Source organism: Rhizobium sp. 01N447_2 (assembly GCF_056399245.1).
In genome coordinates this window covers 36646-50369 of record NZ_JBFTQY010000032.1, presented here as the reverse complement: position 1 = coordinate 50369, position 13724 = coordinate 36646, and the positions used below count along the sequence as shown (strand labels likewise).

Here is a 13724-nt window from a genome sequence, read left to right as displayed (position 1 = left end):
TGCAAGCCGATTCCGAGCCCGCAACGGACGAAGAGGCTGCACAACGGATGCCCATTCCGATCGTCCTCCAACTTGTCGAGAAACGCGTGATCGGCGAGACACCCGCCATCGGCCGGGGGCGTTGCAGGTGCGTGGCCTCATCGCCAGCATCGTGGCCCCCCAAGAAGTTCTCGATCTGATGACCCGGCACTATCTTGCCGAGGTGCGGAACGATCTCGAGGAAAGACTGGCCTCAGGAAACTAGCCCGACAGGATACAACCGTCTATCGTGACCACCGGGCGATGATGTCGTCGGTATTTGCCAGCGCCTTGCGGACTGCGTTACGCGCCATGTTCGGTCGCTGCAATCGAATGCTTTTCTCAATATTTTCATGAAGTTTCAGCGCATATCGCAGGTTGTCTTCCTCCCGCGTGACATGGGCGAAGAGGTGGTTCAGCGCCGATTCGATCAAGACGCCGAGCGGCACCAACAGATCATTTCCCGAGGCACGCAAGATCGCGATGTGAAATCGCGCATCTGATTCTGTTCGCTGCTGGAGCGATGTCGCCTGATCCATGTCATTCAGGGCCTGACTGATCGCRTTCATTTGCTCGTCAGTTCGGCGCTCCGCAGCAAGCGCAGTCGCTTCCGGCTCGATCATATGCCTGAGTTCTTGCACGGCCCTCAGAAAGGATTCGCGATCAGGAGATGCGGCATACCAGCCCAAGACATCTCGATCCAGCAGGTTCCAACGTTCCTTGGGTTCGACCCAACTGCCGATTTTCGGGCGGGAAGAAAGCAGGCCCTTGGCCATCAACATCTTGATCGCTTCACGCACCGCTGATCGGCTGACGTCAAAGACTTCCGACCATTTTGCCTCATTTGGCAGGATTGTGCCCGGCGGATAGTCGCCGCGCACGATTCGCAGACCGATCTCGCCTGCCAAGGACACATGAACACTCGCCCCAGTCATGCGGGGAGAATTTGGGCGCCTTATGGTGGTCGAGCGCTCAACCATCTCCACCTCGACCGCAGCCGTTGGCTTTCCCGATTTTTTGTCAGGCATTTATTTCTACTGCCTCAGCATTCTTTCGACTGTCTGCACGTATGATCAAAACAATCGTAATAACGAGGAAGTCGCCTGCGATTGACGCCGGCACAAAGCGCGGAATTCAGGGCGCGTCAAGCCCTGCGGATCTCTCGATCCGTCTCGTGAGGACAGTCGGCGCACCCTTGAACCGGGTGCGCCAAACCGTGAAGCTACTTTTGAATGCAGGTGTCGACTGTATCCTTTGTGCACTCATCGAGCCCGGTGAAGACCGGGTCTTCGACCGGCTTGCCGGCAATCAGATCCATCATCACCGACGGTGCCTTGTAGCCCATCTCGAATGGCCGCTGGCCGACGAGCGCAGTCACGAGGCCTTCCTTTGCAATAGCAACCTCGTCGCCGATCGTGTCAGCCGCACCAATGACGAAATCGTTGCTGGCGATCTTCTCGGCCATTGGCTTGAACAGGTCGCGATAGGGTTGCGGCGCACCGAACAATGGCCAGCCACCCATAATGCCGAATGCGTCCATGTCGGGATTGGCCGCGAGAATATCGGTCATTGCCTGAACACCCGCGGCACCGTTGTCATTGGTGAACACCGGGCAGCCGGCAACCTCAGTCCAACCACCCTCGCCTTTCAGCGCGGTCAAGCCCTTCTGGCCAGTGAGCGTGTCGCGCATGCCTTGTGCGCGGCGTAGAATATTGTCTGCGCCCGGATTGCCTTCGATCGTGCAGATCTTACCGCCCTTCGGCTTGGCCTTCTTGATGTACTCCCCGATGCGGGCGCCCATCAGATAATTGTCCGTGCCAAGATAGGTCTTGCGCAAGGCTGCATCCTCGGCGGCAAGATCGGCGTCGAGCGTCATCACCGGTACCGTTGGATTGGCCGTCTTCAGGGTCTGGGCGATGAGCTTTGCATTTGACGGCGAAATTGCGATTGCTGCCGTGTCTGCCTTGCCCAACATATCCTGAACGATCTGCGCTTCGCCGGCTTCATCGGATGTCGATGCCGGACCGGTGTAGAAGCACTCGTATTCCGCCGTGGGGTTCTCCTTGTTCCATTTCTGGCAACCTTGATTGATTGCTTCGAAGAACGGATTGTCGAGGCCCTTGACGACGATGACGAGTTGCTTCTTGGCCAAGGCCTGCCCGGCGGTGAGTGCTAAGACTGCGGCTGTAAGTAGTAATGCCTTCCTCATAGTTTCCTCCCTTGAAACAGACGGACACCGCGTGCCCGCCACACGAAATCAACCCGGATACCAGACGATGCGAGGCTCCTCCTTCGAACGCTCGTATTGCCAGGCTGAGTCGATAAGCATTTCGAGATCGTAGTTTGGCCGCCAATCCAGCAGGTATTTCGCCTTGCTGTTGTCCATCCAATTGGAGTGGAAGCGGCTTGGTATGTCGATGGAGCCGAGATTGCGCGTGCGCAGGAGATAGGCGGCGACTTCAGCATAGTCGACTGGTCGATCCATGCAGATATTGAAGAGTTGCCGCTCCGCCCGCGGGTTATCGATCGCTGCCAGTATTGCCGATACAAGGTCGTCGACATGCACGAAGTTGCGTTTCAGCGGACGCCCGTCGGCATCGAGCAGCAGCGGCACCGTACCCATCGCTGCATAACGCCGCGCCGCGTCTTCGGGAACGAGCGTCTTCCAGTCCGGACCGCCAAAGATATCGTCTCCAAAAGACAGCGAATACTTGAAATCGTCCTTTTCCATGATCCAGGGCGCGCGCAGACAACAGCCATTGAGGCCGTATTGAATGCCAAACTGCTCCAGCATGACCTCTTCCAGGACTTTGGAGAGCGCATAGCTTCCCGGATAGGCACAATGGCGGGCGTTCTCGGTGATCGGGCCGTCGTGGCGATAGTGGAAATGTCCCACACCCGCATCACCACCGATCAGGATGAACTGGCATGCCGTGACGCTCGTACGGAACTCCTCGAGCAGCCAAAAGAGACCTTTGACCGTGACATCCATGACGTCGCTTGGCGTTTCCTTGCATGTGGCGAGATGCACGACATGGGTAACGTCATCCAGCGCCGCTGCCACGACATCGCGATCGGCGATCGAGCCTTGGAAAACGTCGACACGTTCGGTCGCCTCGTACAAACGATTATGACAAAGCGCACGAATACGGGCTTTGGAAAATCTCGGATCGTCAAGCAGCCCAGCAATGAAGCGCCGCCCGACCTTGCCCGTCGCACCGGTAACAAGGATTAGCATGCTCTTTCTCCCCCATTGATAGCTAATATCCGGGCGCCACTCTCGTCAAATGATATTTGTCTGACAAAACAGATTTTTGCGACAATAAGGTCAATGGCCGGGACAATGAGTTGACGCTGTCGCAGGGTTTTGCGTAAATGCTCCCAATCGTTTTTCCTGGGAGGATATTGGAAAGGCGAACTCGCCGAAGCCTTGCGTCGAAGACAAGCAGGGTTCGGGGCGATGGATGGCCCGCAGGTTTTGGGAGGCGCGGAGGCTGGTGGCGGTACTTGAGCTCAGCAATATTTCCAAACATTTCGGTGCCATCCAGGCAGTCAACGATGTTTCGTTTTCGCTCGAAGCGGGGCAGGTTGTCGGCCTCATGGGCGACAACGGCGCTGGTAAATCCACACTGGTGAAGATGATTGCCGGCAACTTTCGACCGAGCCATGGAACCATGCGGCTCGACGGCGCCGATCTCGTGCTTCATCAGCCGAAGGAAGCGCGCCTGCATGGCATTGAGATCGTTCACCAGGATTTGGCGCTTTGCAACAATCTGACGGCGGCAGCGAACGTGTTCCTCGGCCGAGAATTGCGCCGCGGGGTATGGCCTCTTCGCATCCTCGACCACAAGAGCATGTACAAGCGCGCCGCCGAGATATTTCGCGAGCTCAAATCCGAAACGCGGGCGCGCGATCTCGTCAAGCAAATGTCAGGTGGCCAGCGGCAAGCGGTGGCGATCGGCCGCACGATGCTGTCTGAAGCCAAAATCGTATTGATGGACGAGCCGACAGCAGCCATTTCCGTGCGCCAGGTGGCTGAGGTTCTGAACCTGATCCGCCAATTGCGGGACCGGGGCATTGTCGTTGTCCTGATCAGCCACCGCATGCCCGACGTCTTTTCGGTCGCCGACCGCGTGATCGTGATGCGGCGAGGCAGAAAAGTTGCCGACAAGCAGATTGCGGCAAGTTCGCCGGAGGAAGTGACGGGACTGATCACCGGCGCCATCGAACAGGTGTGATCGATGCTATCCGTTGCAACAGGAAGGAAGAAGGTCGACGATGGCGATTACACTTGACCAAACGATCGGACAGAAACAACGGAGCTGGCTTGCGACGATCATGGGCGGCCAGACATTCTGGGTGCTGATTGCAGTCATTCTCGCTTGCATTTTTCTATCGACGGCAACGGACTCCTTTGCGACGGCGAAGAACATCTACAACATCACCCGCAACGTCACTTTCGTCGCCATTATCGCGCTCGGCATGACGCTGGTCATCATTACCGGCGGCATCGATTTGTCCGTTGGCTCCGTGCTTTGCCTGTGCAGCATGGTGCTGGCGGTCGTCATGCATGCGGGATACAGTATTGAAGTCGGCATCGCCGCCTCAATCGGTACGGCTCTTCTGGTCGGCGCTTTCAACGGCGTATTGATTGCCTATCTCGGCTTCCCGCCTTTCGTCGTCACACTCGGCATGTTGTCGATTGCCCGCAGCCTTGCGATGGTTGCGTCAAACAACACGGTTGTTTTCCAGTTCGGGCCTGATCACGACAAGCTCTTGGCGCTGGGTGGCGGCGCCTGGGTTTTCGGCATCGCCAATCCAGTGCTTTATATGGTCGTGCTGGCACTCGTGACCGGTTTCGTGCTGCGCTGGACCAAGTTCGGCCGCTATGTTTTTGCGATTGGCGGCAATGAGCACGCCGCGACCCTGACGGGTGTTCCCGTGCCGAGGATCAAGGTGATCGTCTATATGATTTCTGCCTTGTCCGCGGGAGTGGCCGGCATCATTCAAACCGGCTGGCTCGGCGCCGTCACCACAAACATCGGCGCCGGGATGGAACTTCAGGTGATTGCCGCCGCGGTTATCGGCGGCGCCAATCTGGCCGGCGGCGTCGGCACTGCCTTTGGAGCGTTGGTCGGCGCCGCACTCATCGAGGTCATTCGTAACAGTCTTGGCCTGCTCGGCATCAACGCATTCTGGCAGGGTTGCTTTATCGGCGGGGCAATCGTGCTCGCCGTCCTTTTCGACCGACTTCGCAACTTACGACAGGGCGAGTAGACGAATCCGGCCCTTGAGAGACTTCTGCGGTTCGCGCCCGCCCCACGAGCGGCCGTACGTTCAAGCAGTCCGACCTCGTTCAGTCCGCTTTGTTGTCTGCCCGTTGCCCTTGAAAAAGTGCACCTTCGAGACATCGGCGGTGAGCCCTATTTGGATTCCCGCCTTCGCGTCATGACCGTCGTGCAGGACGAGGCAATCGTGCCCGTCCGGCAGCTTGACGTGGAGCAGCGTTACCGCCCCGGTATATTCACAAAGCCCGACGGTTCCGCGTAGCGTCCCGTCTCGAGGTTCCACGACCGTCAGATGCTCCGGCCTTATCCCCATGGTCTCGGCGGCGGCATCCATTGCCGTTGCGCCTGTCAGCAAAGGCGCGATATCTGCAGGGAGCAGATTCATTTTTGGGCTTCCGATGAACTGCGCCACGAAGGTATTTGCCGGCCGCTCGTATAGGTCCCGGGGGGAGCCGACCTGCTCGACGCGGCCGTCGCGCAGAACCACGATCTTGTCAGCGAGCGTCATCGCTTCGATCTGGTCGTGCGTTACATAGATCATCGTCGTGGAGAGCCGCTTGTGTAGAGCGGCAATTTCAGAACGCATGTGCACGCGCAACTCTGCATCGAGGTTCGACAGCGGTTCGTCGAACAGGAAGACATCAGGATTTCCGACGATGGCCCGGCCGATCGCGACGCGCTGCCGCTGACCGCCGGAAAGCTCGCGGGGGTAGCGGTCGAGCAATGCTTCGAGCTTCAGCGTGGCGCTTGCTTCATCGACGCGCTTCTGACGCTCCTGTGCCGGGACTTTGCGGACCTTCAGCCCGAAACCCATATTGTCGCGGACGGTCAGATGCGGATAGAGGGCATAGGATTGGAAGACCATGGCCACGCCGCGTTTCGAAGCCGGCACTTCGTTGACCACCCGGCCGCCAATCGCAAGTTCACCGCCGCTGAGATATTCCAGCCCCGAAATCAGCCGCAACAAGGTGGACTTACCGCAGCCCGACGGACCGACGAATACGACGAACTCGCCCGGATCGATCCTGAGATCGACGCCGCGGATGACCTCGACGGCGCCGAAACGTTTTTCGATGCCTTTAAGCGATACACTGCTCATGAACGAAAATTCCTCATCCCTTCACGCCTGATAGCGCAAAACTTTCGATGATCTGCCGCTGGGCGATCAGATAGACGATCAGGATCGGCACCACGGCAAGGCTGGTAGCGGCAAGCTGCAGGTTCCACAGCGGTAAGCCGTAGCTGTCGTTGAAGTTCGACAAGGCCAAAGGCAGCGTGAACATGTCGAGCGAGCTCAGAAAGATCAGCGGCTCCAGGAACAGGTTCCACGAGAACAGAAAGGTGATGATGGAAACCGCAGCCAGGGCCGGACGCGCCATCGGCAGCGCTATCTTCCACCAAACGCCGAAGCGTGAGAGCCCGTCCATCTTGCCGGCTTCTTCCAACTCCTTGGGGAGGGCCAGGAAATACTGGCGCATTAGGAACGTTGCCATCACCCCATGAGGGCCGAAGGTGGGCAGCAGAATCAGCGGCCAGTGAGTATCCACCAATCCAAACCAACGCATCAGGAAGAAGTTCGGAATGATCGTCACTTCCTCCGGCACCATGAGCGCCGAGATCAGAAAAAGCATCAGCAGCCCGGCACCGGCAAACCGCATGCGCGCCAGCGCATAGCCGGCCAGGGACGAGATGACGAGGGTGAGCGCCGTCACGACGATCGCGATGTAAAGCGAGTTGAAATACTGCCGCGCGAACGGCTGGTATGTGAACACTTCGACGAAATTCTGCCAGCGCCAGACGCGCGGAATAAGCGTCGGCGCACCGAATATCTCGGTCACGCTCTTGAAGCCGGCCGACACCATCCAAACGAATGGGAAAACAAAAGGAATGGCGGCGATCAGCAGTGCGATCGTCCAGCAGGCGCGGTAGAGGATCTGGATTTGGCGCTGGGTCACTCCGATCCCTTTCTCCGCAGCATCACCTGAACCAGGGTCAGCGCCATGATCATCACGAACATGATCATGGCGAGCGCCGAGGCATAGCCGACATTGAAGAACTTGAAGCCCTGCTGGTAGATGTAGAAGGCAAGCACCATTGTGCCGTTTTCCGGACCGCCACCGGTCATCTGATATATGTGATCGAAGACCTTGAAAGAGCCGATCGTCGTGATGACCATGATGACGAGCGTGGTCGGCGCCAGCAACGGCCAGGTGATCATGCTGAAGATCTGCCGGCGTGAGGCACCCTCCAGGCGCGCTGCCTCTTCATAGTCCCGCGGGATCGCCTGCAGCGCCGCAATGTAGAGGATCATGTTGAGGCCGACCATCTTGATGACGCGGGTGACGATGACCGCCGCCATGGCCCAGTTCGGTTCACGCAGCCAGTTTGGACCGGTGATCCCGACCAGCGCCAGCACCTGGTTGATGAAACCGCCTTCTCCCTGCAGCAGAAATTTCCAGACGATCGCCCAGGCGATGGCCGAGGTGATGACGGGAGCGAAAAACACCGTGCGAAAGAATACGACGCCAAAGAACGGCCGGGAAAGGGCAAGCGCCAAGGCGAGCGCGAGCGCCATGTTGAGCGGCACGAGACCGATCGCGAAAATAACCGAATTGCGTACCACAAGCCAAAAGTCAGGGTTTTCGAGGAGCGCATTCTGAAAATTGGCAAGGCCTACGAAGGTGGCCTGCTGGCTGAGCAGGTTCCATTCGGTCATTGAATAATAGACCACTGCGCAGAGCGGACCGAGGAAGAAGATGAGGAACCCGATGAAGGTGGGGCTGACGAACAGCCACGCCTCCGTCATCTCTCTCACCTTCAACGTCAGCCAGGTCTTTTGGCCGGTTCGAACGGAGTTATGAACGGTATCGGCCATCTTCGTTCTGATCAAAGCAGCGGCTGGATTGCTGCGCAGATGCCCTTGATGGCGGCATCGACATCGGCATCCGGCTTCCACAGAGCATCGACACGAGGCGCCATGGCGGCAAGGATCTGTGGCGCTTTTTCGTTAGCCGAGACCACCCGGCCCTTTTCTATAGCGGCAGCCACATTCTTCATCATCTCGGGCGGCACGAGCTTGTTGCCGTTGATGAATGCATCGGCCTGCAGAACGCTCTTGCGGGCGGGCGGGAAGAACTGCGCCATGGTGGCGACGTTTTCCTTGTTGGTCATATGCGCCACGAATTCTGCGGCGATTTCCGTATTCTTGCCTTGGGCGAACACAACAAGACCGGCCTGGCCGATAACGGGTGACTCACCGCCTGGGCCGGTGGGCAACGGTGCGATGCCCCACTTGAAGCCGGCTTCCGCCATCTTCGAAGCACGGGAAATCTGGTTGACCGTCATCGCCGAATTGCCGGAGAAATAGTCTCCTTGTTCGCCCGGCGGAACGATGGACTTGTCCTTGAAGACCATGTCATGCAGCTGCTTGACCGCCTTGACTGCCTCGGGCTTGTCGAAGCCGCATTCCTTGTTCGACCAGATATCGCCACCATAGGCGCGGATTGGCGGCAGAAGGGCATGGGTCATGCGAGAGGCATAGCCTTCGCCATCCTTGAACTCGAAGCCCCATTTGCCGGGATTGGCTTGCGCGAGCTTCTTGGAGACTTCCTGGAACTTGTCCATGTTCCATTCGCCCTTGGCGGCGAGCGTCAGCGGATCTTCGAGTCCCGCTTTGTCGAACATGTCCTTGTTGTAGTAGATCATGAAAGGCGAGGTGGAGAACGGAATGCCGTAGACTGTTTCGTCCTTCTGCCAGAGGCCCATGGCCGGCTTCGAGAAATCGTCGAAATCATAGCCTTCCGCCGCCTTGAGCGTCGGGCCGAGGTCAATCAGAAGATTGGCATTTTCGAAAGCCGGAGCGGCATCTTCCATCATCCAGCCTATGTCGGGAGCATTGCCGCCGGCGATCTGGAAGGTCAGTTTCTGCGTGTAGTCGTTGACTGGCACGGTCTCGAACTTCACGTTCACGTCGGGATGCGTGGCTTTGAAGCTCTCCGCAATGCCATTCAGCATCTTCAGATGAGCCTCGCTCCCGGTCCAGACCGTCATGCGGAGATCCGTCGCGAAGACGGCAGACGTCGATATGCACAATGTCAACGCGGATGCTGCGATACCTGCTAATACGGCCTTCATGGTTTCCTCCCTTTTTGGTCGTGGGCAAGCAGCCTTCGCCGAATGAATGCAAGCGGCATTCGCCCGGAGTTTGGCGGTAGGCTGCGGCGGTTGGTTCCGCCGCATGATCTCGAAAACCTTGCCGCAGGCCGCTCACCCGGCAGCGTGCGGAAGGCTCCCGGGCGCGTCTCCGATCGACCATCCTCCGTCGACCGGGATATTTGCACCCGTAATGTAGCTGGCAGCATCGCTGCACAAAAAAACAAACGCCCCCACCAGGTCCTGCGGCTGGCCCGGCCTGCCCATAGGGATCTTGGCGGCAACCGCTTTGCGGAACGCCGGGTCGCCGTAGCGCGCGGCATTGGCTTCGATCTCGATCGCACCCGGCGAAACCACATTCAGCGTGACGCCGCGATGGCCGGTTTCGCGCGCAATCGACCTGATCGCGGTCAACTGCGCCGCCTTGAGCGACGCATAAACAACCGTTTCCGCCCGCGGCCGCACCGCCATGATACTGCCTGTGGCGACGACCCTGCCCCAACCCCGCTCGGCCATCGGTGGAACCAGCTTTGCTGTCAGCATCAGCAGCGCCGAGAAATTCGATGCCACATGGGCGCTGACATGCGCCTCATCAAATTCCTGCCAGGGCCGCCGATGTTCGATGGCGGCATTGGCAATGAGGATATCGATCGGGCCGTGTGTTTTGAGCACTTCATCGGCAAAAGCCTGCGTCGCACGCCCGTCGGTGAAGTCTGCTTCCAGTACCGGCGCTGTGCCGCCGGTCGCCCGGGCCACCTCACGCGCGCCCGTCTCATTACCGAAATGATGCAGGATCAGTTCCGCTCCATGCTCCGCAAGGCCAAGCGCAACAGCCCGGCCGATGCCGGAACTGGCGCCGGTTACCAGCACCCGTCGGCCTTTCAGTGAGAAGCGCGCGGCGCTCATTGCTCGGCATCTTTCAACTTGTCGGCCACCTCGAGCGAGGCAATGTCGGCAGCTTCGAAATGCTCCCGAATTTTTTTCTCGGCGAGGTCGGCATCACCAACCGCAATTGCGTCGTAGATCGCCTTATGCCGGTCAATCGTTGCCCGCCAGTCAGCGTCGCTGCGATTGGCGCGACGTGAAAACAATTCCGACACTTCGCGCTGCACGGAACGCATGCTCTCCATGTGCACGCGGATCATGTAATTACCCGTCGTCACGGCAAGGCCAAGGTGAAACAGGATGTCGGCGGCGGTAAAGCCGGACGGCTCCTGCACAGAAGCAAGCATGCCCTCCAAGCCCTGCCGCATGATATCCAGACCTTCCGGATCACGACGTTCGGCGGCGAGCCGGGCAATTCCCGTCTCGACGACGCGGCGCATTTCATTGGCTTCGCGCAGCCGCTTGAGACTGGAGCGGACCGCGTAGCCGTAGATTTTGTCCATCGATTCGCCGCTCAGCGCCTTGGCGCGGGCAACCTTGCCTTGTTGGGTGAAGATCAGCCCGGCTGCCGTCAGTTGGCGAAGCGCCTCGCGGGCGATCGGCTTCGAGACGCCGAACTCCCTGGCGATCTCCCCTTCGGGCGGCAACGRCTCGCCAGGCGAGATGCGCCCATCAAAGAGTGCGGCGGCAATCGCATCAGACACCCCATCCGCCAACCGCGAAGGGTTCGGCGGCTTGGCGGTGAAAACGGGTTTCCTTTCGGGAATTTCGCTCATCTCGGTCCTCATATTCACAAAGCTAACATGCAGTTTCCAACTTAGCAACTAGGTTTATCAGTTGCCAAGTCGCCAACATCTAGCTAGGAATAACAGACACGCCCCAAAGCAGCGAGCAAAACCCGGAGCAACAAGCAAAACATTGGGAACGAAAGAGCCGATGGATTCCGTGCAACGTTCGACCGGACAGGCGATCCTCATTTCAGATGTCGTCGCCCATCCGCTCAGCCAGACGCTGCCCAAACCGACCGTCACGTCCTGGGGCACCTATCACAAGGTCTCGATGGTTCTCGTCGAGGTGCGCACAGATGCCGGCATCGTCGGCGTCGGTGAGGTTCTGGCCCGGTTTTCGCCCAAGGCCTATGCGGAACTGATCGAAACCTCTTTAGAGCCACGGCTGATCGGACAGGACGCACGCAACATCGGCGCGCTCTGGCAATCCATGCGGCGCTCGCTGTCAGGCCGCGCCGGCGGCATGCTGATCGAGGCGATCGCCGGCGTCGACATTGCGCTGTGGGACATCATGGGCAAGGCCGCGGGTATGCCGATCGCCAAGCTGCTTGGCGGCATCGGCCGGGAAACGATCGACGTCTATGCCGCCGCCGTAAACTGGGTCGACGATGCTGAGGCAGATCGGGAACTGGAGCGCTATATCGGCGAAGGATTCCCGCGCATCAAAGTCAAGATGGCCAATCCCGTCAGGGAAGCCTGCCGGCGCATCGAACGGCTGCGCAAACGCGCCGGCGACGATATCGAACTCTGTGTCGACGCCAACTGGGCCTATGATCTGGACCAGGCGATCGAGGTCGGCAGGGCACTTTCGGCCAACGGCTACTTCTGGTTCGAGGAGCCGTTGGCGCCGGAAAACGAGCAAGGCTACGAAGAACTTCGCAAACGCTGCGACGTGCCGCTCGCAGCCGGAGAGAGCAACTTTACCGCCGATCAGGCGCAGCGTCTTGTCGCCAACCGCACCCTTTCCATCCTGCAGCCAGATGTCGCCCGTGCCGGCGGCATATCCGAAACACGGCGCATGGCCGACTATGCCGCTCTCCATGATGTGGGCTACGCCCCGCATATCGGCATGTCCGGCATTATCTGCGAGACGGCCAGCGCGCATCTGGCCGCCGCCCTTCCGAATTTCCGGGTGATGGAATGCGAATGCGATCTTAGCCCCTTCAAGCGCGACCTGGCCGATCTGGCGCCCGGCTGCCTGCGCCAGAAGAATGGCCAGCTCGACGTGCCGACACGGCCGGGTCTCGGCATCGAAATCGATTGGGACGCCGTCAAACGGCTCCGCGTACAGTGAGGTCAACACCATAATGACGACATCAGCCCCCTCTTCCACAGCCGACATAATGGAAGCCATGAGGCTCGCCATGCTTCGCGCAGATCCGGCGCTCAGCCGTTTCGATCCTCTGCCGCGCATCCTGTCGTTTGACGATTTTTCGCGCGGGCATTGCGGCTGGTCACAGTTGGTCGGCAATTACGAGGACACACTCGACGTCATGCTGCCCGGTTTTGCCCAGCACTCGAGCGCCATGCTCTCAACTCTCGGGCATTGGGATGCAGGCTCCCACGGCGGCATGGATTCGTCCTATGCGCTCAAGATCGCCACAAAGGCAAAACCGGGTGCCCAGAACGTTGCAATCAAGCGCCATACCTTCCGCAAGCGCGGGCCGATCCGCTTCGAGATTTTCTTCACGTTCAAGCCGGAGGCGACGGAACTGAAACTATCGGAAACCGACGTGCGATCGATCGGCTTCCTGTTCGACCTGCAATGCGGCGATCGGGACGGAGACGGCGAGCGAGTTATGCCACATCTGCGCTTTCTCAATGCACTCGACGGCAAGCACCTGCAGAAATGGCAGTACAAACGTGAGACCACGTCCTTCACCGCCATCGGCCGGGAAGACAAGACCGTAAGCCACTATCACCTGGCGCCCGAAGGCTGGCTGGACTTGCCGGATGGTGAACAACGGCTCTGCTACAACGAGATCCCGACGAAGGTGAACTGGAGCTATATGCGCTTCGATTTCGACCTCGCCTCCATGAAGGCGACCGGCTTGCAGTGCAACGACCGGAATTTCGACGTATCCGGCTTCGAGTCGATCCGGATTCCGGCGATGAAAAACCTCTGGTGCATGCTGAACTTCTGCCTGTTCGCCGAGACGGATGTCGCCAAGCGTGCCTTTCTCTACGTCGATTCCATCTGCATTTCAGGGGATTTTTGATGCTTCCCGAAAACATCACGGCGGTGATAACCCGCAATGAGCGCTGGAGCGGTGACGCCGCGAGCGAACCCTATGAGGCCGGCTGGGCGCATGAAGCCGTGTTCTTTATTCGGGCATTGAAGCCTCCCATCGGCGCTGCACCCAAGGGCTGGGTGGAGATCTCGCCTGACGGCATGCACTGGGTTCGAGAAGGAACGGAATTCGCCATGCCGGGCGAACAGGACGGCGTTGCCGTGGCCCGGCTCAACGCCTTCGGCAATTGGCTGCGCGTTGCAACCCGCTTTGCCGATGGCGCTGAATGCACCGTGCTGGTGACCCTTCATCTGAAGGCTTGATTTGAGAAAACGCGGGAATAACTTCCGCGCTTTCTCCTT

The 13724-nt window shown here is 59.1% G+C and carries 14 protein-coding genes; 5 read left to right on the top strand and 9 right to left on the bottom strand.

Features of this window, described 5'->3' with window-relative positions; translation table 11 throughout:
- Positions 1-263: 263 nt before the first annotated feature.
- The 3 genes from AC1ECN_RS21375 to AC1ECN_RS21365 all read right to left on the bottom strand — a co-directional run bounded on the left by AC1ECN_RS21375 (position 264) and on the right by AC1ECN_RS21365 (position 3256).
- A complete protein-coding gene (locus AC1ECN_RS21375) occupies positions 264-1046 on the bottom strand; it encodes a FadR/GntR family transcriptional regulator (RefSeq protein WP_130662126.1) in 783 nt (260 codons plus the stop codon).
- A gap of 194 nt (positions 1047-1240) precedes the next feature.
- On the bottom strand, positions 1241-2227 hold the full coding sequence (locus tag AC1ECN_RS21370) for a substrate-binding domain-containing protein (protein WP_130662127.1): 987 nt from the start codon (positions 2225-2227) through the stop codon (positions 1241-1243).
- A gap of 48 nt (positions 2228-2275) precedes the next feature.
- Positions 2276-3256: an NAD-dependent epimerase/dehydratase family protein gene (locus AC1ECN_RS21365; protein WP_130662128.1), complete on the bottom strand. Its 981-nt coding sequence runs from the start codon at positions 3254-3256 to the stop codon at positions 2276-2278.
- 259 nt (positions 3257-3515) lie between these two features.
- Between AC1ECN_RS21365 and AC1ECN_RS21360 the strand changes: the two genes are divergently transcribed.
- Together AC1ECN_RS21360 and AC1ECN_RS21355 are read left to right on the top strand one after the other, a co-directional pair.
- A complete protein-coding gene (locus tag AC1ECN_RS21360; RefSeq protein WP_024319323.1) occupies positions 3516-4256 on the top strand; it encodes an ATP-binding cassette domain-containing protein in 741 nt (246 codons plus the stop codon).
- A gap of 40 nt (positions 4257-4296) precedes the next feature.
- Positions 4297-5295 (top strand): ABC transporter permease, encoded by a 999-nt coding sequence (locus AC1ECN_RS21355; protein ID WP_018486235.1) that lies wholly within the window; start codon positions 4297-4299, stop codon positions 5293-5295.
- Positions 5296-5355: 60 nt separating this feature from the next.
- Here the strand turns inward: AC1ECN_RS21355 and AC1ECN_RS21350 are convergent, their stop codons facing one another.
- The 6 genes from AC1ECN_RS21350 to AC1ECN_RS21325 all read right to left on the bottom strand — a co-directional run bounded on the left by AC1ECN_RS21350 (position 5356) and on the right by AC1ECN_RS21325 (position 11119).
- A complete protein-coding gene (locus tag AC1ECN_RS21350) occupies positions 5356-6405 on the bottom strand; it encodes an ABC transporter ATP-binding protein (RefSeq protein ID WP_130673044.1) in 1050 nt (349 codons plus the stop codon).
- 13 nt (positions 6406-6418) lie between these two features.
- Positions 6419-7261, bottom strand: coding sequence for a carbohydrate ABC transporter permease (locus AC1ECN_RS21345; RefSeq protein WP_011653282.1), 843 nt, complete (start codon positions 7259-7261; stop codon positions 6419-6421).
- A complete protein-coding gene (locus tag AC1ECN_RS21340; RefSeq protein ID WP_130662130.1) occupies positions 7258-8181 on the bottom strand; it encodes a carbohydrate ABC transporter permease in 924 nt (307 codons plus the stop codon). Before AC1ECN_RS21340 ends, AC1ECN_RS21345 begins: the two co-directional genes overlap by 4 nt.
- Before the next feature lie 11 nt (positions 8182-8192).
- Entirely contained in the window at positions 8193-9440 is a 1248-nt protein-coding gene (locus tag AC1ECN_RS21335) for an ABC transporter substrate-binding protein (protein ID WP_024319321.1), read from the bottom strand.
- A 132-nt stretch (positions 9441-9572) separates the two neighbouring features.
- Positions 9573-10364, bottom strand: coding sequence for an SDR family NAD(P)-dependent oxidoreductase (locus AC1ECN_RS21330; protein ID WP_130662131.1), 792 nt, complete (start codon positions 10362-10364; stop codon positions 9573-9575).
- A complete protein-coding gene (locus AC1ECN_RS21325) occupies positions 10361-11119 on the bottom strand; it encodes a FadR/GntR family transcriptional regulator (RefSeq protein WP_477954029.1) in 759 nt (252 codons plus the stop codon). The genes AC1ECN_RS21330 and AC1ECN_RS21325 overlap by 4 nt, the downstream gene beginning before the upstream one ends.
- 160 nt (positions 11120-11279) lie before the next feature.
- Between AC1ECN_RS21325 and AC1ECN_RS21320 the strand changes: the two genes are divergently transcribed.
- From AC1ECN_RS21320 to AC1ECN_RS21310, 3 genes are read left to right on the top strand one after another with little or no spacing between them, the layout of a single operon-like run.
- Positions 11280-12425 (top strand): mandelate racemase/muconate lactonizing enzyme family protein, encoded by a 1146-nt coding sequence (locus AC1ECN_RS21320; protein WP_130673045.1) that lies wholly within the window; start codon positions 11280-11282, stop codon positions 12423-12425.
- A 58-nt stretch (positions 12426-12483) separates the two neighbouring features.
- Positions 12484-13350 carry a DUF6772 family protein gene (locus AC1ECN_RS21315; protein ID WP_025395786.1) on the top strand — a complete coding sequence of 289 codons (867 nt, stop codon included), beginning with the start codon at positions 12484-12486 and terminating at the stop codon, positions 13348-13350.
- Positions 13350-13685 (top strand): hypothetical protein, encoded by a 336-nt coding sequence (locus tag AC1ECN_RS21310; RefSeq protein ID WP_130673046.1) that lies wholly within the window; start codon positions 13350-13352, stop codon positions 13683-13685. Before AC1ECN_RS21315 ends, AC1ECN_RS21310 begins: the two co-directional genes overlap by 1 nt.
- Positions 13686-13724: the final 39 nt, after the last annotated feature.

Coding starts and splice junctions, on each gene's coding strand:
- AC1ECN_RS21370 (WP_130662127.1), bottom strand. CDS start 2,227: ATGAGGAAGGCATTACTACTTACAGCCGCAGTCTTAGCACTCACCGCC.
- AC1ECN_RS21365 (WP_130662128.1), bottom strand. CDS start 3,256: ATGCTAATCCTTGTTACCGGTGCGACGGGCAAGGTCGGGCGGCGCTTC.
- AC1ECN_RS21355 (WP_018486235.1), top strand. CDS start 4,297: ATGGCGATTACACTTGACCAAACGATCGGACAGAAACAACGGAGCTGG.
- AC1ECN_RS21350 (WP_130673044.1), bottom strand. CDS start 6,405: ATGAGCAGTGTATCGCTTAAAGGCATCGAAAAACGTTTCGGCGCCGTC.
- AC1ECN_RS21340 (WP_130662130.1), bottom strand. CDS start 8,181: ATGGCCGATACCGTTCATAACTCCGTTCGAACCGGCCAAAAGACCTGG.
- AC1ECN_RS21335 (WP_024319321.1), bottom strand. CDS start 9,440: ATGAAGGCCGTATTAGCAGGTATCGCAGCATCCGCGTTGACATTGTGC.
- AC1ECN_RS21330 (WP_130662131.1), bottom strand. CDS start 10,364: ATGAGCGCCGCGCGCTTCTCACTGAAAGGCCGACGGGTGCTGGTAACC.
- AC1ECN_RS21320 (WP_130673045.1), top strand. CDS start 11,280: ATGGATTCCGTGCAACGTTCGACCGGACAGGCGATCCTCATTTCAGAT.
- AC1ECN_RS21315 (WP_025395786.1), top strand. CDS start 12,484: ATGAGGCTCGCCATGCTTCGCGCAGATCCGGCGCTCAGCCGTTTCGAT.
- AC1ECN_RS21310 (WP_130673046.1), top strand. CDS start 13,350: ATGCTTCCCGAAAACATCACGGCGGTGATAACCCGCAATGAGCGCTGG.